Consider the following 25,402-nt stretch of genomic DNA (forward strand, 5'->3'; position numbering starts at 1 on the left):
ACCCGGCGGAAGAGCAGGTTCTGGTCCGCGGCCGACAGGCTGTCGAACGACGCCTGCGCCGCCTTCAGGCCCGCCGCCGCGCCGCCCGCCTGGGCGGCGGCGTTCACCGACTGGATGAAGCCGGACGACAGCTGCTGGGCGCGCTGGCCGATGTCGCTGTCGAAGGTGGCCTGGTCGAGGACCTTGCGGCGGTCGTCCTCGATGCCGATCAGCTGGCCGGTGACGCTCATGGTCTGCAGGCTCTGATAGGCCTGGACGCGCTGGTCGTCGGTCGACTTGCCGTTGGCGTCGAGCACCGTGCCCGACAGGTCGTCGAAGCGCGTCATCCGGTCGGCGAAGTCCGGCTGGGTGCGGCCCAGGGCGGCGCGCGCGCTGACATAGGCGGCGGCGCTAGCGGCGGTGTTTGGGGAGGTCGCGTCCATGATCGGCTCAGAGGCGATACGCGCCGGCAGGCCGACACTCATAGGACCCAGGACTTAAGAAATTGTCCCAAACCCGGCGCCGGCGCGCCGCGGCCCCTGGATTACAAAGGTTTAATCGCCGCCGCCGCATCCGCCGAACCGACCCCGCGCCTCTCTGTAACGAGCGCATTTCGTCGCCTCGGAGCCCTGTCCGGTCGTCTCGCCTTACCGCGATTTAACTGGTTCCCCGGGGTCCGGACGACGACACCCGACGCTCACAGGCGAGGGCGTTAAGTCAAGATGTCACTGGCATTGGCAACATTGCTCTACGAGTGGCGGCGCTACACGGCGGCCGTCGTGGCGCTGGCCTTTTCGGGCCTGCTGATCCTGGCCCAGGTGGGCATGTTCACCGGCATCGTGAAGGGGGCCACGGCCACCATCGACCGCTCCCGCGCGGACATCATGATCCTGCCGAAGAAGATGGAGAGCCTGATCAACTCCGGCGGCGGCTCGCTGCCCGCGCGCCTGCAGCCGCAGCTCTACATGAACCCCGAAGTGCTCGAGGTGGCCTCGTTCGACGGCGACGGCGGGCGGTGGGTGAACCATCCCAAGGACGGCAAGAAGGCCGTCACCACCTACATCAACATCAACATGGTCGATACCCGGCCGGGCGCGGTGAACCTGCCGGTGGACTTCACCGACGAGATCCGCACGGCGCTGCTGGAGCCCTATTCGGTGGTCATCGACGAGACGCAGCTGAAGCGCCTCGGGGTCAAGCTGGGCGATGACGCCTCGCTGAACGGCCGCACCGTGCACGTGCGCGGCGTCCTGCAAGGCTATCCGGACATCAACAACGCCTCGGTGACCATGTCGCGCGACACCCTGCGGCTGATGGGCATGCTCGCCCACAACGGCAAGACCGGCCCCCTGATGGTGCGCATCCGCGACCCGCGCCAGGCCGAGGCGGTGCGCGACCAGTTGAACAGGACGGCCGGCGACAGCTACCGCGCCTGGACCCGCCAGGAGCTGGCCGACGCCAACCAGAGAGCGATCATGAGCGAACAGATCATCGGCATCTTCCTGGGCTTCTCCGTCTTCCTGGGCTTCCTGATCGGGGTGGGGATCACGTCGCAGACCCTGCGCGGCGCCATCCTCTCCAGCATCAAGGAATTCGCCTCCCTGCGCGCGCTCGGCGTCGGCATGGGCTCGCTGCGGATCATCGTGATGGAACTCAGCTTCTGGGTCGGGATCGCCGGTCTGATCGCCACCGCCCTGTTCACCTACGGCGTCTATCTGCTCGCCACCCACGGCGGCCTGCCCATGGGTTTCCCCCTGCCCTGGGTGATCGGCGTTTCCATCCTCCTGCTCGTCATCTCGGGCGCCTCGGGCCTGCTGGCCCTGGGCATCCTGAAGAAGAGCCAGCCTGCGGACCTGCTGCGATGAGCTCGAACCCGACCGCCATCCAGGCGCATGGCGTCTACAAGCGCTTCAAGACCGGCCGCACGCACATCGAGGTGCTGAAGCGGGTCGACTTCGACGCCAGCCACGGCGAGGTGACCATGGTCATGGGTCCCTCCGGCTCCGGTAAGTCGACCCTGGTCGCCGCGCTCTCCGGCCTGCTGAAGCCCGACGAGGGCAAGGTCCGGGCGCTGGACCAGGACGTCTGGGGCCTGCGCTCGGGCAGGCTGGACCGCTTCCGCCTGGACCACTGCGGCTTCATCTTCCAGGGCTTCAACCTGTTCTCGGCGCTGACCGCCCTGCAGCAGGTCGAGATCATCCTGAAGTACCAGGGCCACTCCAAGAAGGTCGCCCGCGAGAAGGCCGCCAACGCCCTGATGGAAGTCGGGCTGGAGACCAAGCTGAACCAGCGCCCCTCCGAGCTGTCCGGCGGCGAGAAGCAGCGGGTGGCCATCGCCCGCGCGCTCGCCAAGGACCCGCGGCTGCTGTTCGCTGACGAACCCACCAGCGCGCTGGACGGCGAGAACGGCCAGATCGTCATTAAGCTGATCCAGCGGGCGGCCAAGCAGTACGGCGCCGCGGTGATCTGCGTGACCCACGACCCGCGCCTGGAAGCCTATGCCGACCGGGTCATCCACCTGGAGGACGGCCGCATCCTGGACGACCGCCGGGTGGATCACACACCCGCAGACCCTGGGCCACACGCCAACGCCGACGCCGACCACCGCCAACCCGCGCTCATCGGAGCCTGAAGACCATGCTCGCCCTGTTCCGCAACCGTTTCGTCTGGATCGCCCTGGTGATCGTCGCCCTCGCCGGCGGCGGCGGCCTGTTCCTGCAGAGCCAGGCCAAGGCCAGGAAGGCCGAGGAGACCAAGGCGGCGGCGAGCGTGAAGCCAAGCCCCTACGCCGCCATCGCCAACGGCAAGGCCGACGTAGAAGGCGGGATCATCCAGGTGGCCGCCCGCCGCGCCGGGGTGATCGACGAGGTGGTGGCCCAGGAAGGCGACATGGTCACCAAGGGCCAGGTGCTGGCCCGGCTGGAGGACGACGAACCCCGCCTCGCGGCGGCGCGCGCCCAGGCCGAGGTGCGCCAGGCCCATGCCGCCCTGGCGCTGCTGCAGGTGCAGCTCGCGACGGCCCAGCGCGAGCTGAAGCGGCTGGAAACCCTGGCCCCGTCCAACTTCGTGGCGGCCCAGAAGCTCGACCAGGCCCGCGACGCGGTGCGCGAGGCCGACGCCCGCATCGAGGCCCAGCAGGCCTCGGTCGAGACCGCCCAGGCCGCCGCCAACGTCGCCCGCTACGACCAGGAGCTGAGCATCATCCGCGCGCCGGCCGACGGCCGCATCGTGCGCCGCTACGCCAACCCGGGCGCCGGCGCCTCGACCTTGAACGTCTCCAACATGTTCGACCTGGAGCCGAAGGCCGGCCGCATCGTCCGCGCCGAGATCGCCGAGGGCTCGCTGAGCTTCGTGGACATCGGCCAGACCGTGCAGATGTCGCCGGAAAGCGACCCTACCAAGGTCTATCCCGGCAAGGTGCTGCGCCGCGCCGCCGTGTTCGGCGCCCGCAAGCTGCAGTCCGACGATCCCGGCGAGAAGACCGACGACCGCGTGGTCGAGGTGGTGGTGGACAGCTCCGGCGCCCCGTTCCTGATCGGCCAGCGCGTCCTGGTGAAGTTCGTCCGCGGCCAGCAGACGGCCCAGGCGGTCGTCGCCCCGAAGAGCTGAGTTCTTTTCCCTCCCCTTCATGGGGAGGGAAAGGCGCGTCCTTGACGCCACCCTTTCCGCGCCGCAAAACCGCCGCCGATTTGGTTCCCAGGGGGCTCACATGGCGGACATCCGCTTCGACGGCAAAGTGGCGATCGTGACGGGGGCCGGCGGCGGGCTGGGCCGGGCGCATGCCCTGGAACTGGCCAAACGCGGCGCGAAGGTGGTGGTCAACGACCTCGGCGGGTCGATGGACGGCGCGGGCGGGCACTCCGAGGCCTCGCTGAAGGTCGTCGAGGAGATCAAGGCGGTCGGCGGCGAAGCCATCGCCAACGGCTCCTCGGTGACCGACGACGCCGGCGTGGCGCGCATGGTGGCCGACGCCATGGACGCCTGGGGCCGCATCGACATCCTGATCGCCAACGCCGGCATCCTGCGCGACAAATCCTTCGCCAAGATGGAGTTCGGCGACTTCCAGGTGGTGGTCGACGTCCATCTGTTCGGCACCGTGAAGCCGGCCAAGGCGGTCTGGGAGATCATGCGCGCCCAGAACTATGGGCGGATCGTGGTGACCACCTCCTCGTCCGGCCTCTACGGCAACTTCGGCCAGTCGAACTATGGCGCGGCCAAGCTGGGCCTGATCGGCTTCATGAACACGCTGAAGCTGGAGGGCCAGAAGAACAACATCCACGTCAACGCCATCGCCCCGGTGGCCGCCACCCGGATGACCGAGAACCTGATGCCGCCCGCGGTGCTGGAGCAGCTGAAGCCGGAGTTCGTGACCCCCGGCGTGGTGTTCCTGTGCTCGGAGGAGGCCCCCACCGGCAGTATCCTGACCGCCGGCGCCGGCGCCTTCGCGCTCGCCCGCATCGTCGAGACCGAGGGGGTCTTCCTGGGCCACGAGGCCAGCGTCGAAAGCGTCCGCGACAGCTGGGCCAAGATCTCCGACGAGACCGGCGCCAAGGCCTATTTCAACGGCGGCGAACAGACCCAGAAGGTCTTCCGGAAGATGCAGGGCGGGTAGTCCGGGGGAGGAACTACTCACGGTTTCCTTTTTGTAATCCAATTCCGCTTGCCCCTTTCGCGGGGCTCGCGCCTAACCTTGGGGCTTGCGTCCGCGAGAGGCGCGTTCGGAGGACAGTTTGGCAGCCCAAGGCAATCCGGCCGCATCCGCGCGCTCGCTCTCGCTTCCGGCCATCCTGGCCTTCGCCGCGGCCTATATGCCCTTCGCGGCCCTGCAGCTGTCGGCGGCGGTGCAACTGCCGCGGTTCTTCGCCACCTCGCTGGGGATGGGCGCCACGGCCGGGGCGATCTTCGGCCTGGTGCGCCTGATCGACATTCCGGTGGACCCGGCGCTGGGCCTGACGATGGACCGCTCGCGGAGCCGGATGGGCCGCTACCGCCCGTGGCTGATCCTGGCGGCGCCGGTGCTGATCCTCGCCATCTACATGACCTACCAGGCCGAGCCGGGGGTCAGCCGGAGCTACCTCGTGCTCTGGCTGCTGGTCCTCTACCTCGGCATGTCGTTCCTGCTGGTGGCCGGCAACGCCTGGGCCTCGACCCTGGCCACCACCTACAAGGCGCGCTCGCGGATCTTCGGCGCGCAGACCGGGATGGGCGTGCTGGGCGCGGCCATGGTGCTGGCGATCCCGATCTTCACCGACAGCCGGCATCTGAGCGAGGCCGAGGGCGTGCACGCCATCGGCTGGTTCCTGATGGGCCTGGCGCCGGTCAGCATCCTGATCGCGTTGCTGCGCACGCCCGAGCGGATCGTGGAGGACAACCACGCCCAGCGGTTCAAGGCCTCGGACTACGCGGCCCTGCTGGTGCGTCCCAATGTGCTGCGCCTGATGGCGGCCGACTTCTGCGTCACCCTGGGGCCCGGCTGGATGGCGGCGCTCTACCTGTTCTTCTTCGAAGACAGCCGCGGCTTCAGCGTCTCGGCGGCCAATATCCTGCTGGCGATCTACATCCTGGCCGGGCTGGCCGGGGCGCCGGCGGCGGCCTGGCTGGCCAACCGGATTTCCAAGCACCGGGCGCTGATGGTCCAGACCACCGGCTATTCGCTGACCCTGATCGTGCTGTTCCTGCTGCCGAAAGGCCAGTTCCTGCCCGCCGCCCCGGCGATGTTCGTGGCCGGGTCCTTCGCCGCCGGCTTCGTGGTGCTGATCCGCTCGCTGACCGCCGACATCGGCGACGAGATCCGGCTGGAAAAGGGCCGCAACCTGGTGGGCCTGCTCTATGCCCTGACCAGCGGCACCACCAAGGCGGCGGCGGCCATGGCGGCGGTCATCACCTTCGCGGTGCTGGGCGCGGTGGGCTACAACTTCAAGCCGGGCGCGGTGAACGGGCCCGACCAGATTCGCGGCCTGGAGCTGGCCTATATCATCGGCCCGATCGTCTTCGTGATGATCGCCGGCGCCTGTTTCATCGGCTACCGGCTGACCGCCGAGCGGCATGCCGACATCCGCCGGCAGCTGGACGATCGCGACGCCATGGACGATCCGGCCGCGGCGCTGGAGAGCCTGATCGGCGACACCGACCTGGCGGCGGCCGGCCGGCCCCAATAGCTCCGCGCACCGGCCGGTAAGCGCCGCAGCCATACCCCCCGTTCGAAATGGCTTGCGCGGCGGCGCGCGTGGGCCTCACCTGACCGCATGACGCCCCGCAAGAGGGCGACCGGGACTTGATGGGAGGACGTCTTGAGCCACGCCGCGGGCACACCCCCACCGACTCGATTGCCCCTGCCCCGGGTCTGGGCCTTCGCCACCGGCAGCATCCCGGTCTACATGCTGCTCCTGGTGCTCGGCACCTACATCACCCCGTTCTATGCGGGTACGGTGGGGATCAAGCTGGGCGTGCTGGGCGCGACGCTGAGTTCCCTGCGGCTCATCGACGTCGGCTTCGACTTCGCCCTGGGCTGGGTCATGGACCGGTTCGAGACCCCGTTCGGGCGCTTCAAGCCGTGGTTCGTGCTGTCGCTGCCGGTCTTCTGGCTGGGCATCTATATGTTGCTGAACCCGCCGCCGGGGGCGGGGCTGGAGCACCTCGTGCCCTGGCTGCTGGTCTGCTACCTGGCCTATTCCCTGCTGGGCCTCAGCCACGCGGCCTGGGCGGCGAACCTGGCCACCGACTACCATGAGCGGTCGCGGATCTTCGGCTGGACCCAGGGCATCGCGGTCATCGGGTCGGTGGGCCTGCTGGCGGCGCCGATCCTCACCCACGGCTGGGTGAAGCCCGGCGACGGCGACTCCATGCCCCGGCTGGCCCTGCTGCTGATCGCCGTGGCCACCGTCACCATCCCGATCAACGCCATTTTCACGCCGGAGCGGGTGGTGCGCGGCGTCAAGGGCGCCGGGACGTCGTTCAAGGACCTGGCCGCCATCTTCACCACCGGCTCGATGTCGCGGCTGGTGCTGGCCGACCTGCTGCTGACCCTGGGCGCGAACACCACCGCGCCGATGTACGTGTTCTTCTTCCACACCGCGAAGGGCTTCGAGATCAGCCAGGTCAGCTACCTGCTGATCCCCTATGTCGGCGCCGGAATCCTGGGCGCGCCGACCTGGGCGCACATCGCCAACCGGTTCGGCAAGCACCGGGCGATCCAGATCGCCTGCGTCGCCTACGCCATCACCCAGTCGGTGCTGATGGCGATTCCGGCCGGGCTGCTGGCCGCCACGGCGGTGGGCATGTTCTTCGTCGGCTTTTCCGCCAGCGCCTTCATCCCGATGATGCGGTCGATGGTGGCGGACGTCACCGACGAGCTGCGGCTGACCACCGGCAAGGAACGCGCCGGGGTGCTCTATTCGCTGGTGATCCTGGTGCAGAAGGTGGGCACGTCGGTCACCGCGATCATCGTGCTGCCGATCCTGGAATACGTCGGCTTCAACCCCAAGCCGCATGCCTACAACACGCCCGAGGCGATCTTCGGCCTGCAGATGTGCTACCTGTTCGCGCCGGTGATCTTCGTGCTGATCGGAGGCCTGGTGTTCTTCGGCTACAAGCTCACCCCCGAACGGCACAGCGAGATCGCCGCGGCGCTGAAGGCGCAACAGCCGGCGTCGCTGGCCAGCGCTGAGGAAAGCTTCGCCGGGCCCGGCGAAGCGCCGCTGAGGCCGGCCGAATAGCTCAGATCAGCTTGGCGGCAAGGTCGAGGAAGGCCCGGGCCGCAGGGCTGTCGGGGTGGGTGGCGACCAGCGGGCGGCCGGCGTCGCAGCCTTCGCGCAGCGCCACCTCGATGGGGATCTCGGCCAGCAGCGGCACGCCCAGGCGCTCGGCCTCGGTCTTCGCCCCGCCGGTCCCGAAGATCGGAATGCGCGCGCCGGAGCTGTCGGCGAAATACGCCATGTTCTCGACCACGCCCAGGATCGGCGCGCCGGTCTTCTCGAACATCTGGGCGGCGCGGCGCGCGTCGATCAGGGCTATCTCCTGCGGGGTGGAGACGATGACCACGCCGTCCATCTTCAGCTTCTGGACGAGGGTCAGCTGGATATCGCCGGTGCCGGGCGGCAGGTCGATGACCAGCACGTCCAGCGGTTCCTCGGCGGTTCCCCAGTTGGAGTTGATCAGGCTGCGCAGGGCCGAGGACGCCATCGGCCCGCGCCAGATGTTGGCCGTGCCCGGCTCGACGATGAAGCCGATCGACATCACCTTGATCCCCCAGGCCACCATGGGGTTGAGCCGCTTCTCCTCGTCGAAGGTGGGGTCGCCGCCGACCCCCAGCATGGTGGGGGCGGAGGGGCCGTAGATGTCGGCGTCCAGCAGGCCCACACGCTGGCCCAGGGCCGCGAAGGCGGCGGCCAGGTTGACCGCGACGGTGGACTTGCCCACCCCGCCCTTGCCGCTGGCGACGGCGATGACCTTGTTCACATGCGGCGGCTTCACCGCATCGACCATCGGATGCAGCTGGGCGCCCGGGTCGTCGGCGATACGGGCCCGCCGCTGGGGCGCGGACTCCGGCAGCGCCGCGCGATGGGCGCCGGGCGGCGGAGGCAGGCCGCCGCGGCGTGGGGCCACCGTGAACTGCTGGGCGCTGGGCGCCTGCAGCTCGGAGGTCAGCACCACCTGGGCGGTCTCCACCCCGTCGGTGTCGGCGATCGCCGCCTCGGCCTGGTCGCGCACCCGGCGATAGAGCTCGATGTCGGCGGGCGCGACCTCCAGCATGAACGCCACCCGGCCGCTGCGCAGCACCAGCCCACGCACCAGGCCGGCGGCGGTCAGCCCCTTGCCGGACTTCGGGTCGATCACCCGATCCAGGGCCGTGAGGATCGCGGAGCGGTCGGGGCCTGCCGGTTCGCTCATGCCGCTTTGTCTTGCCTTGCCGTGGGAGGGACCTCATATCCGGCTGACAGCGCCGGTTTACAAGCCCGCAGGGGGTTTGGGGAACGACGCCGCTTCAGGATCGTGCGCACCGCCTCATGCCGTGGAACGACAACGCCAACCCGGGCCCCTGGGGTACGCCTCCGGGCGGCGACGGCGACAAGCGCGATCCACCCGCCAGACGACCGCCGGGCGGCGGCCCGCGCGGACCGGGCGGCCCCGACCTCAACGCCGGCTTCGAGCGCCTCATCCGGCGGCTGCGCGACCTGATGGGCGGCCCCGGCGGCATCAGGCCGGGGATCGTCGCCGGCGTCGCGGGCGTGGCCTTCGCCGCCTGGGCGCTGTCCGGCATCTATCTGGTACAGCCCAGCGAGCAGGCGGTGGTCCTGACCTTCGGGCGCTACTCGGGCTGGTCCGGGCCGGGGATGAACTACCACCTGCCCGCCCCGTTCCAGAGTGTCGAGAAGGTGGCGATCACCACCCTGAACTACGCCGACATCGGGGGTTCGCAGACCGCCGACGCCCCGGCCGAGAGCCTGATGCTGACCGGCGACGAGCAGATCATCGACCTCGACTTCCGCGTCACCTGGCGGATCGCCGACCCGGTGAAGTATCTGTTCGCCACGCGCGACCCCGCCCAGGCGGTGAAGGCCGTGGCCGAGAGCGCCATGCGCGAGGTGGTCGGCCGCACCCCGCTGCAGCCGATCATCTCCACCGGCCGCGGCGAAGTGCAGCGCCAGACCGCCGACCTGATGCAGAAGACCCTGGATTCCTGGGACGCCGGCATCAGCATCGTCGAGGTGCAGATCCGCTCGGCCAACCCGCCGGCCGAGGTGGTCGCCGCCTTCCGCGATGTGAACAACGCCACCCAGGACGCCGACGGCGCCGTCAACGAGGCCAACATCTACCGCAACCGGGTGATCAACGAGGCCAAGGGCGACGCGGCCACCATCACCAACCGCGCCCAGGGCTATCGCGAACAGGCCGTGCGCGACGCGACCGGCGAGGCGGCGCGGTTCAACCAGGTGCTGACCGAGTATCGCCGCGCGCCCGGCGTGACCCGCGACCGGCTCTACATCGAGACCATGCAGCAGGTGCTGCAGTCCTCGAACAAGGTGGTGATCGACGCCAAGGGCGCCTCCGCCCCGATCATCCTGCCGCCCGACGCCTTCCGGCCCAAAGCCCAGCCGCAGGTCGAGGTCGGCCCCGCCCAGCCGCAGGCCGCCCAGCCGCAACCCAAGGCCGCCCAATGAACCCGCGCAGCCTGATCCTCGCCGTGATCGCCGCCGTGGTCCTGATGACCCTGTGGCAGACCTTCTTCATCGTCGACCAGCGCGAGCAGGTGATCGTGGTCGCGCTGGGCAAGCCCGTCGGCGTGATCAATCCGCCGGGCAAGAGCGAAGCCGGCCTGCACATGAAGATCCCCTTCACCCAGCAGCTGGTGCGCCTGGACCGGCGCAACGTGCCGCTGCTGATCGAGCAGGAGGAGATCATCGGCGCCAAGCAGGAGCGCCTCGTGGTGGACGCCTTCATCCGCTACCAGATCGTCCGGCCGCTGGAGTTCTACACCACCCTGCGCGACGAGGAGCAGGGCAAGGACCGCATCGAGCGGCTGGTCAGTTCGTCGCTGCGCCAGGTGCTCGGCACCGCCACCCAGGACGAGATCGTCTCCGGCCGCCGCGCCCAGTTGATGCAGCAGGCCCGCGCCGACGTGCAGCTGGGCGCCACCGCCTCGCGCATGGGGATCCGGGTCATCGACCTGCGCATCCGCCGCACCGACCTGCCGGCCCAGAACCGCGATTCCGTCTACAAGCGCATGGCCAGCTCGCGCAAGCAGGAGGCCACCCGCCTGCGCGCGCTCGGCGAACAGCAGAAGCGCGAGATCATGGCCGGGGCCGACAAGGAGGTGGCGATCACGCTGGCCACCGCGCGCGAACAGTCCGGCCAGATCACCGGTGAGGGCGACGCCCAGCGCACCCGGATCTTCGCCCAGAGCTTCGGCAAGGACCCGTCGTTCGCCGCCTTCTTCCGCTCGATGCAGGCCTACCAGGCCAGCTTCTCGGACGGCCAGACGACCCTGGTGCTGTCCCCGGACAGCGCCTTCTTCCGCTACTTCGAGCACGGACCGACCGGGAAGAAGTGAGCCCGTCCTCTCCCGCCAGCGGCGGGAAAGGAATCAGCGACGCTCCAGCCAGCCGCGCACCTCGTGCAGGTCGCGGGCGATGCGGACGCACAGGGTGTGCATCTCCTCGGTGGGGTCCAGCATGTCGGGGACCATCACGGTCATCATCCCGGCCGCGGAGGCGGAACGCACGCCGTTGTGGCTGTCCTCCAGGGCCAGGCAGTCGGCGGGGTCGACGCCCAGCGCCTGCGCAGCCTTCAGGAACGGCTCCGGGTGGGGTTTGCCGCGGGTCTGGATGTCGCGGGTGATCAGGGCGTCGAAGCGGTCGACCAGGTCGTGGGCGCCCAGGCTCTCGTGCACGGCGGCCAGGCTGGACGAGGTGGCTATGGCGCGCGGCAGGCCGGCGGCGTCCAGAGCGTCGAGGATCTCCACCACGCCTGACTTCAGGGCGATCCCGGCGGCGGCCTCGGCGTGGAAGTGCCGGCTGACCGCGGCGGCCCAGGCCTCCAGGTCGAGGCAGGGGCCGAAGTGCTCCACCAGAATCAGGTCGGAGTGGGCGTGCTGCAGGCCGACCATCCGCTGGAAGGTGGCGAACGGCATCTCGCGCCCGATCTCGCCGGCCGCTCGCTGCAGGGCGGCGAACACCACGGTCTCGGTGTCGACCAGCAGGCCGTCCATGTCGAACACGACGGCTTTGATTTGGCGGGGGAATGGCATCAGTCCGTCACGAACTCGTCCGCGCGGTAGCCCTGGAAGTACAGCAAGGCCGTGAGGTCGGCGTGGTCGACCTTGGCGTGGGCTTGCGCCGCAACGATCGGCTTGGCGCGGTAGGCGACGCCCAGGCCCGAGGCGGCGATCATCGCCAGGTCGTTGGCCCCGTCGCCGACCGCCAGGGTGGCGGAGAGCGGGACGCCCAGGGCGGCGGCCTCCTCGCACAGCGCGGCGAGCTTGGCCTCCCGGCCGAGGATCGGCTCGCCGACCGTCCCGGCCAGGACGCCGTCGGCCTCGACCAGGGTGTTGGCGCGGTTGGCGTCGAAGCCGGCCGCCTCGGCCACTCGGCGGGTGAAGAAACTGAAGCCGCCGGAGACCAGGAACGCCTTGGCGCCGTGGGCGGTCATCGTGCGCACCAGGGTCCGCGCGCCGGGGTTCAGCCGCACCCGCTCGTCATAGGCCCGCTGCAGGTCGGCCAGCGGCAGGCCCTTCAGCATCGCCACGCGTTCCCGCAGCGCCGCCTCGAAGTCCAGGTCGCCGCGCATGGCGCGCTCGGTGATGGCGGCGACCTTGTCCTTCACCCCGGCGAAGTCGGCCAGTTCGTCGATGCACTCGACGTTGATGATGGTGGAGTCCATGTCGGCGATCAGCAGGCGCTTGCGGCGGCCCTCGGCCGGCTGGACACAGTAGTCGGCAGGCTTGCCGGCCATGAGGCCGCTCACGGCCTTGCGGACGGCGCCCAGGTCATCGGCCTCGATGAAGGTGTCCTGTGCTACGAGCGCGTCGGACCCGAGATCCTCGGTCTGGCCCAGGCGCGCGCCGATCGCGGCCAGCGGCTCGAGGCTGAAGTCCACGCCGTCGTTGGCGGCGTCCAGGGGAATGACGGTGGTGAGGACGAGCAGCATGACCGGCCGCATCTGGCTGATCGCCGGACCCACGGCAAGCGGCAAGTCGGCGCTGGCGCTGCGGCTGGCGCAGGCGGTGGGCGGCGAGATCGTGGGGGCGGACTCCATGCAGCTCTACGCGGGCCTGCGCGTGCTGACCGCCGGCCCGACGCCGGAGGAGACCGCGCGGGCGCCGCACCACCTGCTGGGGACGGTCGACCCCGCCGACGGCTGGTCGGTCGGCCGCTGGCTGCGGGCGGCGACGGAGACGATCGGCGCGATCCAGGCGCGCGGGCGCGACGTCATCGTGGTCGGCGGCACGGGCCTATACGTCCGCGCCCTGACCGCGGGCCTGGCCGAGATTCCGCCGATCCCGCCCTTCGTGCGCCGCGCCGCCGAGGCGGAGCTCGCGACCCTGGGCGAGGACGCTTTCCGCGGCCGGCTGGCCAAGGCCGACCCGGCGGCGGCGAACCGCATCGCGCCGGGCGACCGCCAGCGGCTGGTGCGCGCCTGGGAGGTCTATTCCACCACCGGCAAGGCGCTCTCCGAATGGCAGGCGGCCGACGAGCCGCCGCTGGCGCCCGGGAGCTGGACCGCTGTCGCCCTGGAGCCGCCGCGCGACGCGCTCTACGCCCGCTGCGACGCCCGCCTGGCGGCCATGGCGGCCGATGGCGCGCTGGACGAGGTCGCGGCGCTGGTGGCCCGCGACCTCGACCCCAACCTGCCGGCCATGAAGGCGGTGGGCGTCCGCGAGTTCGCCGCCCACCTGCGCGGCGAGACGAGCCTGGAGGCCGCACTCGCGGCGGCCCAGCAGGAGACCCGCCGCTACGCCAAGCGCCAGACCACCTGGATGCGCGGGCAGATGGGGGACTGGCCGCGCCTGACCGGCTTGGATCACCGCGACCATTGGAGGCAGTTTCTTGCCCTTCACCCGACCTTGACGGCCTGAGCACGGCATGCGACACGGCCATTCGTATCTTTCGCGGGACATCTCGTGCGCAGCATTCTCGTACTCGTAAGGCGACCGTAACCGGACTGACATTTCGTCAGGACCGAACGGTCGCTTGCACCAGGCCCTCCGCGGGCCTTTTTTAATGCCCAAACCAGAGCCCAGCCCATGACCGCCCACCAGACCATCCAGGCCGAACAGATCACCCTCTCCGGCGCGGAGATCGTGGTCCGCGCGCTCATCGACCAGGGCGTGGACGTGCTGTTCGGCTATCCGGGCGGGGCGGTGCTGCCGATCTATGACGCGCTCTACGCCGAGCCGCGGCTGCAGCACGTGCTGGTCCGCCACGAGCAGGGCGCGACCCACGCGGCGGAGGGTTATGCCCGCTCCACCGGCCGGCCCGGCGTGGTGCTGGTCACCTCGGGCCCCGGCGCCACCAACGCCGTCACCGGCATCGTCGACGCGCTGATGGACTCGATCCCGCTGGTGGTGATCACCGGCCAGGTGGCCACCCACCTGATCGGCACCGACGCCTTCCAGGAGTGCGACACCGTCGGCATCACCCGGCCCTGCACCAAGCAGAACTACCTGGTGAAGTCGGTGGAGGAGCTGCCGCGGATCATCCACGAGGCGTTCCACATCGCCACCTCCGGCCGCCCCGGCCCGGTGGTCATCGACATCCCCAAGGACGTCCAGTTCGCGCGCGGCCCCTACTTCGGCCCGAACGAGGTTAAGCACGCCCACAACTACAGCCCGCGCACCAAGGGCGACGCCGGCAAGATCGCCGAGGCGGTGGCGCTGATCGCCCGGGCGAAGAAGCCGATCCTCTATACCGGCGGCGGGATCATCAATTCCGGCCCCCGCGCCTCGGCGCTGCTGCGTGAGTTCGCGGCCCTGACCGGCGCGCCGGTGACCTCGACCCTGATGGGCCTGGGCGCCTTCCCGGCGTCGAGCCCGCAGTGGCTGGGCATGCTGGGCATGCACGGCTCGTACGAGGCCAACAACGCCATGCACGACTGCGACGTGATGGTCTGCATCGGCGCGCGCTTCGACGACCGGGTCACCGGCCGCCTGGACGCCTTCGCGCCCACCTCGCGGAAGATCCACATCGACGTCGACGCCTCCTCGATCGGCAAGAACGTCCGCGTCGACATCGGCGTGGTCGGCGACGCCGCCAGCGTGCTGGAGGACATGATCGCCGCCTGGAAGCAGCGCAACCTGGCCATCGACGCCCCGGCGCTGAAGACCTGGTGGACCCAGATCGACGGCTGGCGGGCGCGCAACTCGTTCGGCTATCGCCCCGACACCAAGCTGATCAAGCCGCAGTACGCCATCCAGCGCCTGTACGAGCTGACCAAGGGCTACGACACCTACATCACCACCGAGGTCGGCCAGCACCAGATGTGGGCGGCCCAGTTCTACCACTTCGACGAACCCAACCGCTGGATGACCTCCGGCGGCCTGGGCACCATGGGCTACGGACTGCCGGCCGCCGTCGGCGTGCAGATGGCCCACCCCGACAGCCTGGTGATCGACATCGCCGGCGACGCCAGCGTGCAGATGACCATGCAGGAGATCTCGACGGCCATTCAGTACGAGCTGCCGATCAAGATCTTCATCCTCAACAACGAGTGGATGGGCATGGTCCGCCAGTGGCAGCAGCTCCTGCACGGCGAGCGGTACTCCCACACCTATTCGTCCAGCCTGCCCGACTTCGTGAAGCTGGCGGAGGCCTACGGCGGCGTCGGCTTCCGCGCCGAGACGCCGGACGAACTGGACGACAAGATCCGCGAGATGATCGCGGTGAAGAAGCCGGTGCTGTTCGACTGCCGGGTCACCAAGGAAGAGAACTGCTTCCCGATGATTCCGTCCGGCAAGGCGCACAACGAGATGATCATGGCCGACGAGACCCGCGACCTGGGCACGATCATCGACGACGAGGGCAAGGGCCTGGTGTGACCGTGACGCACGGCGGCGGATGCCTCTGCGGCGCCGTCCGCTATGAGATCGAAGGGCCGTTCGCGCCCATCCAGTTCTGCCACTGTGCCCAATGCCGCAAGGCGCAGGGTTCGGCGTTCGGCGCCAACGTGCCGGTGGCGAGCGCCGACTTCCGGCTGGTGCAGGGCGCGGAGAGCCTACGCGAATACCGCGCCTCGCCGGGCAAGCGGCGGGTGTTCTGCGGAACCTGCGGCAGCCCGTTGTTCAGCCAACGCGACGATACGCCCGCGAGCCTGCGCCTGCGGGCCGGCACGCTCGACGACGGCGCCGAGCTGATGCCGGGCGTCCACCTGCAGGCGGCGTCGAAGGCGCCCTGGTGGACGATCGACAACGACCTGCCCCGCTATCCGGGCGTCGCGCCGGATTGACGTTCCGGCGGGGGCGATCTTCTATGGCGAGGTCTTCGGCTGGAAAGCCGGCGAGATCGACGTGGGCTCGATCATCGACGACGCGGGCAAGGAGCCGGTGTGACCCTGCCGCTCTCGCCCGACCTGACCAAGTGGGCGACCGCGTCGCTGGTCGGACTCGCGGGCCTGACGTTCACCATCGTCAGCTGGTTCATCAACCGGCGGACCGAGCGCGAGCGGCGCGACGACCAGCTGCTGACCTGGGGCGCCCAATGCCTGGCGGCCATGGCGAATATCGAGGCGCTGTGCCTGCACGGCGCGTACTGGCCGGACGCAGAGTTCAACAAGCGGCGGGTCGAGCTGGCGGCGCAGGCATCGGCGCTTCTCGACCAGGGCCGGATCTTCTTTCCAAACGTGGCTCGCGAAGGCCGAAGCGAACAGAGCGGTGATAAAGGGCTCCGGCCAAAGATCCTGGATGAGCTTCGCTTGGCCTATCTGATCGCCGAGGACCTGCTCCCCGGACGCACAGGTCACAATCGACAGCGCCGGGACGAGCTGTGGGACGGTCGAGGGCGGTTCGTCGGTTACCTTCGCGTCGCGGTCGGAGACAAGCGAAAGCGGCGAGGGCCGGCCGGAGAGCCGGGCCGCTCCGTCGAGCTTGCGCCCTTGACGCTAGACGGACCGCCGACCCGCGCACATCGTCGTTGAGGCGCCCTCGACTGTAGGATCGACGTCTGCCGCTGCGTCTTCCAGACTGCGCCCTGGGACGTTCGGGCCGCCAATCGAAGGGAGACCCGCCATGTCCGACCACGGCCGCTTCATCTGGTACGAACTGCTCACCCCCGACATGGACGGGGCGAAGCGCTTCTACGGCGAGGTCGTCGGCTGGGCGGCGCAGGACATGCCGATGCCCGACCGCGGCGGTGAGCCCTATTCGGTGCTGAGCGCCGACGGGAACGGCGTCGCGGGCATGATGAACCTGGGCGCGCCGATGAAGGCCCAGGGCATGGCGGCCAACTGGACGGGCTATGTCTGCGTGGACGACTGCGACGCGGCGGCGGCCAAGGTCACGAGCCTCGGCGGTGTAGTCATGGGCCCGCCCCTCGACATCCCCGGCATCGGCCGCTTCGCCATCGTCGCCGACCCGGCCGGCGCGGTGTTCGCGATCATGAAGCCGATCCCGCCGCAGGGTGGTCGGCCGCAGGTGGCGCCCGGAACCTTGGGCCACGCCGGCTGGCGCGAGCTCCATGGCGGCAGGCCGCAGGACACCTTCGGCTTCTATGCGGACATGTTCGGCTGGACGAAGGACGAGGCCATGCCGATGGGCGAGATGGGGGTCTATCAGCTGTTCAGCAACCAGGACGGCCAGGTCGGCGGCATGATGGCCAAGCCGCCGCAGATCCCCGCCCCAAGCTGGCTCTACTACTTCCAGGTCGGCGACATCGAAGCCGCCAAGGCACGGATCGCCGGCGCCGGAGGCCAGGCGACGAACGGGCCGATGGAAGTCCCGGGCGGCCAATGGATCGTTCAGGCCATGGACCCGCAGGGCGCCATGTTTGCCGTGGTCGGCGGCAAGGCCGGCTAGGCGCGCGCCAGGCATGTCGAAGACCACGCCGGCGACCCTGGCCCTGGACCGCGCCGGCGTGGCGTACACGCTGGCCACCTACGGCTACGACCCGGGCTCGGAGCGGGTCGGCCTTCAGGCGGCGCAGGCGCTGGGCGTCCCGGCCGGCGAGGTGCTGAAGACCCTGATGATCCTGGCCGACGGCAAGCCGGCCTGCGTGGTGCTGGCCTCGGACCGTGAGGTGGCGATGAAGAAGCTGGCCGCCGCCCTGGGCGCGAAGTCCGCCGAGATGATGAAACCGGCCGACGCCGAGCGCCTGACCGGCTACCGGGTCGGCGGGGTCAGCCCGTTCGGCCAGAAGCGGGCTGTGCGCACGGTGGTGGACGCCGACGCGGCAGCGCTGGCGGAGGCCTTCGTGAACGCCGGCCAGCGGGGGTTGCAGGCGCGGCTCGCGCCGGCGGACCTGGTGCGGGCGCTGGGGGCGGTGGTGGCGGTGGTCACCTAGGTCGGCGCGGCGGCAGCGCCCGCACAGGTGACCGGGGCGCCTAGACCTTCATGCGCATGGCGCCCAGGTAGTCGCGCTTGCCCAGCGGCACGCCCTTCTGGCGCAGGATGTCGTATCCGGTGGTGGCGTGGAAATGGAAGTTGGGCAGGGAGAAGGACAGGATGAAATCCTTCACCACGAACGGCAGCTTCCGCTCGCCGAGCTGGAAGGCCATGTCCTGGCCCTCCAGGGCGTTGATCTCGTCGGGGCTCAGCGCCTTCAGCTCGACGATGGCGGCCGCCACCATGGCCTGGAGGCCGGCGTAGTCCGCGTCCGATGCGCCGGGCGGGCTGAATACTCCCGACTTGGCGCCGGCGATCGCACCGCGCGAGTGGTGGCAGACCGAGACGATCTGGAACCGGAACGGCAGCATGTCGCCGTGCAGCCGCGTCTCGACCAGGTCGCCCAGGGCGTGGCCGCCCTCGGTGGCCCAGGTCAGGCCCTTGGCGAGGTAGCCGGAGACCGCGTTCAGGGTCTGCAGGTAGGAGGAGACGCTGACGTCGTAGAGGGAAATCGCCATGGGTTGGGGGTCCGTCCGGGGGGTTCGAGAATGACCCAGCTTGGCCCGGATCCCCCCGCGAACGCCAACCCGATTTTCTGACAGCCTCAGCGGACGCCCAGGCGCGCCAGGACCTCGCGCTGGATGGCGTACTGGGCGATCACCTGGCCCCGGTCGCGCAGGCCCATCACCTCGCGCTGGACCAGGAAGCCCCAGACCGCGTCAGCGGCGGCCTTCAGCAGCTCCGCGCGGTCCTCGCCGCCCGGATGGTCGCGCAGCGCGGCCAGCGCCGCCTCGACCTTGCGGCCGGCGCGGCCGAGCGAATAGGCCTGCTCGCCCAGCAGTTCGTGGTGGAGCACGGCGTCGCCGGTCTCGGCCTTGAGGCGCGCCGTGAGCGCCTGGGGCATGCGCAGGGAGGACATGGCCGGAATGTTGGGGCGCTTTTCCAGCGACGCAAGGGTCAGCCCGGACTGGCGCCGATCCCGCCGTCGATGGTCACCACCACGCCGGTGGTGTAGGCGCTGCGGTCCGACGCCAGGAAGGCCATCATGTCGGCGATCTCGCGGGGCTTGGCGGGACGACCCAGGGGGTAGTTCGCCATCAGTTCGGGGTAACGGCTGGCGTCGCCGAAGCGGCGTTCGGCGGCGGTCTGCATCAGGGTGACGATGCGGTCGGTCTCCACCGGGCCGGGGCTGACGCCGACCACGCGCACGCCGTCCTTCAGGCTCTTGCCGCCCAGGGCGCGGGTGAAGGCGTAGAGCGCCGCGTTGCCGGTGGAGCCGGCGATGTAGCCCGCGTCCATCCGCTCGCCGGCCGCGCCGATGTCGTTGATGATGACGCCTGAGCCCCGGGCCTTCATGTGGGCGTAGATGGCGCGGGTAAGGTTGATGTAGCCGAACACCTTCAGCTCCCAGGCGTGACGCCAGCGCGCCTCGTCGACGGCCTCCAGCGCGCCGCCCGGGATGTCGCCGGCGTTGTTGACCAGGACGTCGGCGTCGCGGCCGGCCTCGGCCAGGGCGGCGAGTTGGACCGGGTCGCGCAGGTCGGTGGGGACGGCGCGGGCCTGGATCTGGTGTGCCGATCGCAGCCGCTGGCACAGCGCCTCCAGCGCCTCCCCGCTGCGGACCGCCAGGATCAAATGACACCCCTCCTGCGCGAACGCCTCCGCCGCCGCCGCGCCGATGCCCTTGGAGGCGCCGGTGATCAGCACCGTGCGGCCGGTGAGGTCGAGGTCCATGGTGTTCTCCGGCCCGATGGTTGCGATGGGGGCCATCCTGTGACACCTGACGCCCGACCGCCAGGAACTCACCATGACCGAAACCCAGCCCGCCTCCGTCTACGACCTCGCCCATGCCGAGCAGGAGGAGAGCCGCGCCACCTTCGCCGTACTGGTGGACAACGAGCCGGGCGTGCTGCACCGGGTGGTCGGGCTGTTCGCGGCGCGGGGCTACAATATCGACAGCCTGACGGTGGCCGAGACCGACGGGGCGTCGCACACCAGCCGCATCACCATCGTCACCCGCGGCACCCTGCAGGTGCTGGGCCAGATCGAGGCTCAGCTGCAGAAGATGGTCTCCACCCGCCACGTGCAGGACGTGACCCGCGACCCCAACGGCATCGAGCGCGAACTGGCCCTGGTCAAGGTGCGCGGCACGGGGTCGGAGCGGGTCGAGGCGCTGCGCGTCTCCGACATCTTCCGCGCCAAGGTGGTGGACACCACCCACGAGAGCTTCGTGTTCGAGCTGACCGGAGCCTCGTCGAAGATCGACAAATACGTGGACCTGATGCGCGGCTTGGGCCTGGTCGAGGTGTCGCGCACCGGGGTGCTGTCCCTGTCGCGTGGCGTGGACGTGTTTTAGGTATCCGCGCATCCCGGCGAAGGCCGGGAGATCGATCGGAAAGCGCCGATGGGGGCCGGCTGTCCGCCGCGCCCTTCGAGCCCGCCCCTGAGCCATTCCATCTGGGTCCCGGTCTTCGTCGGGATGAGCGGATGATGAAAAGGGGAACTGCCCTCCCCCGCCGATCCTTTCATGGCGTGTCCCCGCGCCTTGCCCTCCTCGCCCTGGCGGCCGCTGTCCTGGCGGGGCCCGCGCATGGGCAGCCGCTCAGGCTGACGCCCAAGGACGCCGGCCCGCCGCGGGGGACCTCGCCGCTGGCGGCGGAGATCTGGCCGTTCCCGGCGCCGGACCCCGGGAGCTGGTGGGACGACAAGCGGCCGCAGCCCTCCGAGGCGGCCGATCCGCTGGGCGGACGGCGGGTGCGCAAGGGCGAGCGGCTGGTCGAGCCGGACAATGGCGTGGACGCCGCCACCTACCGGCTGTGGGGCCTGATGCCGTTGCAATGGCAGCTGCTGCGCGGCGAGGAGATGGTGCTGGAGGTCTGGGTGCGGCCGGCCAACAGCGTGCGCCAGAGCGTGGCGCGGGTGATCGTGCGGGGGAGCGGCGACGCCTTCGTCCAGGGCCGGGCGGGCCTGGCCTGCTGCGAGGCGGGGATCGGGCGGCGGGTGGGGTTCGACGCGCGGCTGCCGGCCGGCACGGCGGCGCGGTTCCTGGCGCTGCGTTCCCTGCCGCTCTGGGGCGCGCCGCGCGACGTGCGGGTCGAGGAGGCCGGGGCCGCCGACACGCTTTGCCTGCAGGGCACGGCCTACGACCTGACCCTGGCGACGCCCGGCCGCGCGGTCACCCTGCGCCGGGCGTGCGACCCGGCCGAGGTCGGCGAGGCGGCGGAGGTGCTGGAGGCGGTGCTGGGCGCGGCCCTGGGCCACGATCCACGCTTCGACGTGATCGTCCCGGGCGGGGCGGGGTTCGGCAGCGCGCGCAAAGCCTATCGCGAACTCATCGCGGGCGGCGGGCGGCTGAAGCCCAACCCGGAGGCCCGCCGCGCACCGCCGGGCTCCGAGCCGAAGCCGGAGCCCGAAGACGCTTCGCCTACGCCGCCTGCGGCTGGGTCGCCTGCGCCTGGGCCGCCCGCGCCTGGGCCGCCTGTTCCGCATGATGCTGGCGGATCGCGAAGTGGCGGACCGTCAGATAGGTGATGGCGAACAGCACGAGCTTCGACGCCACCGGGAAGATCGCCAGGAACGCCGGCCAAAGGGCGGGAAACCGGATGGCGAACAGCAGGTTGAGCGCCCCGGTCACGAACATCAGCCCGGCCCAGGCGTAGCCGAAGCCGGTCAGCACGTTCGCGCCGCGGCCCTCGGCGACCGGCGGCATGTAGCGCAGCATCCAGCCGCGCTTCAGCATCACCGTGCCGATGATCGCGTAGATCAGGGTGGGCTTTGCCATCAGGAAGCGCGCGTCGTTGGTCAGGACGCCGGCGGCGCCAAACACCAGCACCAGGCCCAGGCTGGCCCACTGCAGCGGGGCGATCGGGCGCTTCAGCAGCTTGTAGAGCGCGATCTGCGCGACGCTGACCGCCACCGAGGCGCCGGTGGCGATGCGGATGTCCACATGCAGCGCCACCAGGACCGCGAAGACGAGGGTCGGCAGCAGGTCCTGGATGAGGGCGCGGCCGGCGAAGATCAGGTTACCCATTGGAAAAACTCCCGAAAAATCCGATGCCCTGAACTTAGGCCCTGGGGCCGGACACCCGTGAGTCCGCCCACGACGCGGCGGTGGTGATCCGCGAAATCCACGGCGCGGCTGGCGCTTCGCCAATGGCGCGGCGCGTGTCAGTCCTTTGAATCTCTATCCATCTCGCCTATATGTCAGTCGTCGGGTTCGCCCGACTATGGAGATAAACGCGCACGTCATAAGCGGACTGGACCCGGGTGCGATTCCCGGCGGCTCCACCAATCCTTCTTCCGGGTTATCGCCGGGACGCCCATGTCTTGGGTGGAAGCACGGGGCCGATCAGCATCGACAGACGTCTAAAGGTGTTGCTTTCTTCCGGCCTGACCCACCGTTCCGGGTCTTAAACTAACTGCGAACGATAACTTCGCTGGGGAAATCCGTCTCGCCGCGTAAGCAGCGCGATAGAATTCCAACCTAAAGCCCTAGGGGTTCAGATCCTTAGGCGGGGCCCGGAGGGCGCCTGCCAACAGAAGCCCTCCACCTTCCTCGGAAGACGCGCCCTCCTTCTTCGGCAAGAGTCCGGGGGCGCCTGCCAACAGAAGCCCTCCACCTTCCTCGGAAGACGCGCCCTCCTGCTTCGGCAAGAGTCCGGAGGGCGCCTGCCAAGAGAAGCCCTCCACCTTCCCCTCTCCACCTTTCCCCCTTCAAGCCTTGCGCCCACCTCGGCAAACGTTACCTTCGATGAGGTTCGTTTCCGCTTCGGAGTATGCGTGTGGCCCAGGATCCGCCGGTCCAGGATCTGATGAATTACGAAGCCATGGCGCAGGACGCGCTGCGGGGCGTGGCAAAGGCTGCGCTGAAGCGCGCCGCCGTGCCCGAGGGCCTGCCCGGGTCGCATCATTTCTACATCACCTTCAAGACCGACGCGGCAGGGGTCTCCGGACCCAACGACCTGCTGTCGAAATATCCCGACGAGATGACCATCGTCCTGCAGCACCAGTACTGGGACCTGGCGCCGGGCGAGACCTTCTTCTCGGTGACGCTGCAGTTCGGCGGCCAGCCCAAGCGGCTGTCGGTGCCCTATGCGGCGATCACCCGGTTCTACGACCCCTCGGTGCAGTTCCTGCTGCAGTTCGAGCCGCCGCCCGCCGCACCGGCCGAGGCCAAGGCCGCGCCGGCCGCCGTCGCCGCTGCCCCGGCGGCCAAGGTCGAACCTCCGCCGCCGAAGGGCGACGCCACCATCGTCTCCCTCGACCAGTTCCGGAAGAAGTGACCGTGGCATGACCGACGTGGCGAGCCCCGTCCCAAGCGAAAGCGGGGCCCTCACCGACGAGGCCATCCTGGAGCGGTTCCTGCGGACCAAGAACCAGCCCACCGGCTCCCAGACCCTGGGCTTCCGGCTGGTCTCGGTCAGCCAGGCGACCAAGTCCGTCGAGGTCGAGTTCGACGCCAAGGCCGAGCTGCTGCTGAACCCGATGAAGCAGATTCAGGGCGGCTATCTCTGCGCCATGCTGGACGAGTGCATGAGCGTGGCCTGCATGGTGGCCTCCGGCATGACCGCCGTGGCTCCCACCCTGGAGATGAAGACCAGCTTCTTCCGCCCCGGCGCGCCTGGCAAGATCAAGGGCGTCGGCAAGGTGGTCCGCTGGGGCCGCCAGGTGGCGTTCACCGAGGGCGAGCTGTTCGATCCCGAGGGCCGCACCCTGGCCAAAGCCACCGGCACGGCGATCCCCACGCCCTTCACGACCTACAAGAAATAGATGGCCGGGCTGGCCCGCCTGCTGGCGTTGATCGCGGGCCTCTGGCTCATGACGGCGAGCGTAGCGTCGGCGTCGGCGTTTTCCGACTGGTCGGCGGTGGTGGTGGCCGGCGACTGGCACGCCCACGACGGCGGGCCCTCGGAGGCGTTCGACAACGCCCGGCGCGACGTCAGCCTGGCGCTGGCCAGGGCCGGCTTCCAGCCGCAGAACATCCGCCAGTTCTCGGTGCGGCCCGAGCGTTACAAGGACACCCACCCCGAGAAGACCGAGATCCGGGGCATCTTCAACGCCCTGGTCGACCTGGCGGGCAGGACGCCCGGCGGCTGCCTGTTCTACATCTCCTCGCACGGCGCGCCGCAGGGGGCGCTGCTGGACCAGGGGATCCTGCAACCGGGCACCCTGGCGACCATGCTGGACCAGAGCTGCGGCAAGCGGCCGACCGTGGTGGTGATCTCGGCCTGTTTCTCCGGCGTCTTCGTGCCCACCCTTGCGCAGCCCAACCGCATGGTGCTGACCGCCGCGCGGCCCGACCGTACGTCCTTCGGCTGCGGCCAGGACAACAAGTACCCCTATTTCGACGACTGCTTCCTGTCGTCGATGCCGGCCGCGCACGATTTCTCGGGGCTGGCCGGGGCGGTGAAGGAATGCGTGCGCGTGCGCGAGATCGCCGAGAAGATGAGCCCGCCGTCCGAGCCGCAGATCTGGGTGGGCGCGCAGCTGCGCCCGATGCTGCCGCTCTACACCTTCGACACGACGCCGAAGGTCAACTGAAGCGGATCAGGCCAGCGCTGAACGCCGGCGGCGCAGCATCGCGCCCAGGCCGAAAAAGCCGGCCAGCATCAGGAGCCAGGCGGCCGGCTCGGGGACTTCGGACAGGCTGAAGCTGTCGACCAGCAGGTAGCTCGGCATCGAGCCGTCCCCGACGTTGGTCGCCCCCGCCTCGACCGTGTAGCGGCCCGCGGCCAGGCGGGTCGAGAATGAGGTCCAGGGCGTGAAGCCATAGTCGCCCACCGTGCCGATGCCGGCCGCGAACAGCGAGGTCGAGAACACCCCCACGCCCGACGCGGCGTCGACGATCCGCACATAGCCGAAGTCGTTGAAGGGCGAGGTGTCCTCGCCGAGGAACGCCGCCCAGCCGCCGAACACGCCGCCCCGGGTGGTGAAGGTCTGGCGAAGCAGGGTGGTCACGTCCTGCGCGTCGGGGGTCAGCACGGCGAAGAAGTCCCCGGACACCGGGTCGTACCGATGGTCGGCCACGCCGCCCGCGTCGCGGTGGAAGGAGATGCCGGGGACCTGGACCAGGTCCTCGTTGGCGGTCCAGCCGTCGAGGTTCTCCTCGAAGCTGCCATTGACGATGCCGGCCTGGGCCAGGGCCGGGGCCAGCGCCGCCACGGCGAGCGCCGCGCACGCGACGATCGAAGCCTTGAGTCTCATGCCTGCCCTCCGGCGCCCGCGAAAGGCGTCCTCACCGCCTAGGATAGCGTTTTCAAGCTCCGCCGCCAGTTCGCTCGCCTGAGAGGCGCAAAGGCGCTTTGTCGCAGCGGCATCCAGGGACCGCCGCCGACCGCAAGACGGGCGCCGCGACTCAGCCGAGATGCTATGGTCGCAGGCTTGAAGGTGGAGTGG

General features: G+C 69.9%; 28 protein-coding genes and 1 other RNA gene. 20 read left to right on the forward strand and 9 right to left on the reverse strand.

What is annotated here, in order from left to right:
- The coding region (locus Q0R13_RS16275) for a hypothetical protein (RefSeq protein WP_293905811.1) at positions 1 to 422 on the reverse strand (422 nt) is incomplete at its 3' end.
- Positions 423 to 701: 279 nt separating this feature from the next.
- On the opposite strand from Q0R13_RS16275, the gene Q0R13_RS16280 reads away from it, so the two are divergent.
- From Q0R13_RS16280 to Q0R13_RS16305, 6 genes are all read left to right on the forward strand, one after another.
- Positions 702 to 1,844 (forward strand): ABC transporter permease, encoded by a 1,143-nt coding sequence (locus Q0R13_RS16280; RefSeq protein ID WP_293905813.1) that lies wholly within the window; start codon positions 702 to 704, stop codon positions 1,842 to 1,844.
- Positions 1,841 to 2,611 carry an ABC transporter ATP-binding protein gene (locus Q0R13_RS16285; protein WP_293905815.1) on the forward strand — a complete coding sequence of 257 codons (771 nt, stop codon included), beginning with the start codon at positions 1,841 to 1,843 and terminating at the stop codon, positions 2,609 to 2,611. Before Q0R13_RS16280 ends, Q0R13_RS16285 begins: the two co-directional genes overlap by 4 nt.
- 5 nt (positions 2,612 to 2,616) lie before the next feature.
- Complete coding sequence (locus Q0R13_RS16290; protein WP_293905817.1) at positions 2,617 to 3,588, forward strand: HlyD family efflux transporter periplasmic adaptor subunit; 972 nt, start codon at positions 2,617 to 2,619, stop codon at positions 3,586 to 3,588.
- Between the two features lie 100 nt (positions 3,589 to 3,688).
- The gene (locus Q0R13_RS16295; protein ID WP_293905820.1) at positions 3,689 to 4,591 is read left to right on the forward strand and encodes an SDR family oxidoreductase; all 903 of its coding nucleotides are present in this window, start codon (positions 3,689 to 3,691) and stop codon (positions 4,589 to 4,591) included.
- A 118-nt stretch (positions 4,592 to 4,709) separates the two neighbouring features.
- Complete coding sequence (locus Q0R13_RS16300; protein WP_293905822.1) at positions 4,710 to 6,137, forward strand: MFS transporter; 1,428 nt, start codon at positions 4,710 to 4,712, stop codon at positions 6,135 to 6,137.
- 132 nt (positions 6,138 to 6,269) lie between these two features.
- A complete protein-coding gene (locus Q0R13_RS16305) occupies positions 6,270 to 7,694 on the forward strand; it encodes an MFS transporter (protein WP_293905826.1) in 1,425 nt (474 codons plus the stop codon).
- A gap of 1 nt (position 7,695) precedes the next feature.
- On the opposite strand, the gene Q0R13_RS16310 is transcribed toward Q0R13_RS16305, so the two are convergent.
- The gene (locus Q0R13_RS16310) at positions 7,696 to 8,868 is read right to left on the reverse strand and encodes an Mrp/NBP35 family ATP-binding protein (RefSeq protein WP_293905828.1); all 1,173 of its coding nucleotides are present in this window, start codon (positions 8,866 to 8,868) and stop codon (positions 7,696 to 7,698) included.
- A 116-nt stretch (positions 8,869 to 8,984) separates the two neighbouring features.
- On the opposite strand from Q0R13_RS16310, the gene hflK reads away from it, so the two are divergent.
- Entirely contained in the window at positions 8,985 to 10,139 is a 1,155-nt protein-coding gene (gene hflK / locus Q0R13_RS16315) for an FtsH protease activity modulator HflK (protein ID WP_293905831.1), read from the forward strand.
- Positions 10,136 to 11,029, forward strand: coding sequence for a protease modulator HflC (locus Q0R13_RS16320; RefSeq protein WP_293905833.1), 894 nt, complete (start codon positions 10,136 to 10,138; stop codon positions 11,027 to 11,029). The genes hflK and Q0R13_RS16320 overlap by 4 nt, the downstream gene beginning before the upstream one ends.
- Positions 11,030 to 11,062: 33 nt before the next feature.
- Here the strand turns inward: Q0R13_RS16320 and Q0R13_RS16325 are convergent, their stop codons facing one another.
- Together Q0R13_RS16325 and serB are read right to left on the reverse strand one after the other, a co-directional pair.
- Positions 11,063 to 11,725, reverse strand: coding sequence for an HAD family phosphatase (locus Q0R13_RS16325; protein ID WP_293905835.1), 663 nt, complete (start codon positions 11,723 to 11,725; stop codon positions 11,063 to 11,065).
- Positions 11,725 to 12,624, reverse strand: coding sequence for a phosphoserine phosphatase SerB (gene serB / locus Q0R13_RS16330; RefSeq protein ID WP_293905837.1), 900 nt, complete (start codon positions 12,622 to 12,624; stop codon positions 11,725 to 11,727). Before serB ends, Q0R13_RS16325 begins: the two co-directional genes overlap by 1 nt.
- Here serB and miaA point away from each other — a divergent pair.
- From miaA to ybaK, 6 genes are all read left to right on the forward strand, one after another.
- Positions 12,623 to 13,552 carry a tRNA (adenosine(37)-N6)-dimethylallyltransferase MiaA gene (gene miaA, locus Q0R13_RS16335; RefSeq protein ID WP_293905840.1) on the forward strand — a complete coding sequence of 310 codons (930 nt, stop codon included), beginning with the start codon at positions 12,623 to 12,625 and terminating at the stop codon, positions 13,550 to 13,552. The genes serB and miaA overlap by 2 nt on opposite strands.
- A 168-nt stretch (positions 13,553 to 13,720) precedes the next feature.
- On the forward strand, positions 13,721 to 15,511 hold the full coding sequence (locus Q0R13_RS16340; protein WP_293905842.1) for an acetolactate synthase 3 large subunit: 1,791 nt from the start codon (positions 13,721 to 13,723) through the stop codon (positions 15,509 to 15,511).
- Entirely contained in the window at positions 15,508 to 15,918 is a 411-nt protein-coding gene (locus Q0R13_RS16345) for a GFA family protein (protein ID WP_293905844.1), read from the forward strand. The genes Q0R13_RS16340 and Q0R13_RS16345 overlap by 4 nt, the downstream gene beginning before the upstream one ends.
- Positions 15,919 to 16,017: 99 nt before the next feature.
- Complete coding sequence (locus tag Q0R13_RS16350) at positions 16,018 to 16,605, forward strand: hypothetical protein (RefSeq protein WP_293905846.1); 588 nt, start codon at positions 16,018 to 16,020, stop codon at positions 16,603 to 16,605.
- A 91-nt stretch (positions 16,606 to 16,696) separates the two neighbouring features.
- Entirely contained in the window at positions 16,697 to 17,482 is a 786-nt protein-coding gene (locus tag Q0R13_RS16355) for a VOC family protein (RefSeq protein ID WP_293905848.1), read from the forward strand.
- A gap of 13 nt (positions 17,483 to 17,495) precedes the next feature.
- On the forward strand, positions 17,496 to 17,966 hold the full coding sequence (gene ybaK / locus Q0R13_RS16360; protein ID WP_293905850.1) for a Cys-tRNA(Pro) deacylase: 471 nt from the start codon (positions 17,496 to 17,498) through the stop codon (positions 17,964 to 17,966).
- A gap of 40 nt (positions 17,967 to 18,006) precedes the next feature.
- Here ybaK and Q0R13_RS16365 read toward each other — a convergent pair whose 3' ends face one another.
- The 3 genes from Q0R13_RS16365 to Q0R13_RS16375 form a co-directional block, all read right to left on the reverse strand.
- Positions 18,007 to 18,525 (reverse strand): DUF1993 family protein, encoded by a 519-nt coding sequence (locus Q0R13_RS16365; protein ID WP_293905852.1) that lies wholly within the window; start codon positions 18,523 to 18,525, stop codon positions 18,007 to 18,009.
- 86 nt (positions 18,526 to 18,611) lie between these two features.
- On the reverse strand, positions 18,612 to 18,926 hold the full coding sequence (locus tag Q0R13_RS16370; RefSeq protein WP_293905854.1) for a DUF6665 family protein: 315 nt from the start codon (positions 18,924 to 18,926) through the stop codon (positions 18,612 to 18,614).
- A 38-nt stretch (positions 18,927 to 18,964) separates the two neighbouring features.
- The gene (locus tag Q0R13_RS16375) at positions 18,965 to 19,777 is read right to left on the reverse strand and encodes an SDR family oxidoreductase (protein ID WP_293905856.1); all 813 of its coding nucleotides are present in this window, start codon (positions 19,775 to 19,777) and stop codon (positions 18,965 to 18,967) included.
- 37 nt (positions 19,778 to 19,814) lie between these two features.
- On the opposite strand from Q0R13_RS16375, the gene ilvN reads away from it, so the two are divergent.
- Together ilvN and Q0R13_RS16385 are read left to right on the forward strand one after the other, a co-directional pair.
- Positions 19,815 to 20,363, forward strand: coding sequence for an acetolactate synthase small subunit (gene ilvN, locus Q0R13_RS16380; protein ID WP_293905858.1), 549 nt, complete (start codon positions 19,815 to 19,817; stop codon positions 20,361 to 20,363).
- Positions 20,364 to 20,539: 176 nt separating this feature from the next.
- Positions 20,540 to 21,538, forward strand: coding sequence for a hypothetical protein (locus tag Q0R13_RS16385; RefSeq protein WP_293905860.1), 999 nt, complete (start codon positions 20,540 to 20,542; stop codon positions 21,536 to 21,538).
- Here the strand turns inward: Q0R13_RS16385 and Q0R13_RS16390 are convergent.
- The gene (locus Q0R13_RS16390; protein WP_293905862.1) at positions 21,432 to 22,037 is read right to left on the reverse strand and encodes a septation protein IspZ; all 606 of its coding nucleotides are present in this window, start codon (positions 22,035 to 22,037) and stop codon (positions 21,432 to 21,434) included. The two genes, Q0R13_RS16385 and Q0R13_RS16390, sit on opposite strands and share 107 nt — an antisense overlap.
- Positions 22,038 to 22,177: 140 nt before the next feature.
- Here Q0R13_RS16390 and ssrA point away from each other — a divergent pair.
- The 4 genes from ssrA (at position 22,178) to Q0R13_RS16410 (ending at position 24,547) form a co-directional block, all read left to right on the forward strand.
- Positions 22,178 to 22,558, forward strand: a transfer-messenger RNA (tmRNA) gene (gene ssrA, locus Q0R13_RS16395).
- A gap of 230 nt (positions 22,559 to 22,788) precedes the next feature.
- On the forward strand, positions 22,789 to 23,289 hold the full coding sequence (locus tag Q0R13_RS16400; RefSeq protein WP_293905864.1) for a ClpXP protease specificity-enhancing factor SspB: 501 nt from the start codon (positions 22,789 to 22,791) through the stop codon (positions 23,287 to 23,289).
- Between the two features lie 7 nt (positions 23,290 to 23,296).
- Complete coding sequence (locus tag Q0R13_RS16405; RefSeq protein ID WP_293905866.1) at positions 23,297 to 23,776, forward strand: PaaI family thioesterase; 480 nt, start codon at positions 23,297 to 23,299, stop codon at positions 23,774 to 23,776.
- Positions 23,777 to 24,547, forward strand: a complete 771-nt coding sequence (locus Q0R13_RS16410; protein WP_293905868.1) for a C13 family peptidase — start codon at positions 23,777 to 23,779, stop codon at positions 24,545 to 24,547.
- Positions 24,548 to 24,553: 6 nt separating this feature from the next.
- Here Q0R13_RS16410 and Q0R13_RS16415 read toward each other — a convergent pair whose 3' ends face one another.
- Positions 24,554 to 25,210: a PEP-CTERM sorting domain-containing protein gene (locus Q0R13_RS16415; RefSeq protein ID WP_293905870.1), complete on the reverse strand. Its 657-nt coding sequence runs from the start codon at positions 25,208 to 25,210 to the stop codon at positions 24,554 to 24,556.
- Positions 25,211 to 25,402 lie beyond the last annotated feature (192 nt).

Source organism: Phenylobacterium sp. (genome assembly GCF_025351295.1).
GTDB lineage: Bacteria > Pseudomonadota > Alphaproteobacteria > Caulobacterales > Caulobacteraceae > Phenylobacterium.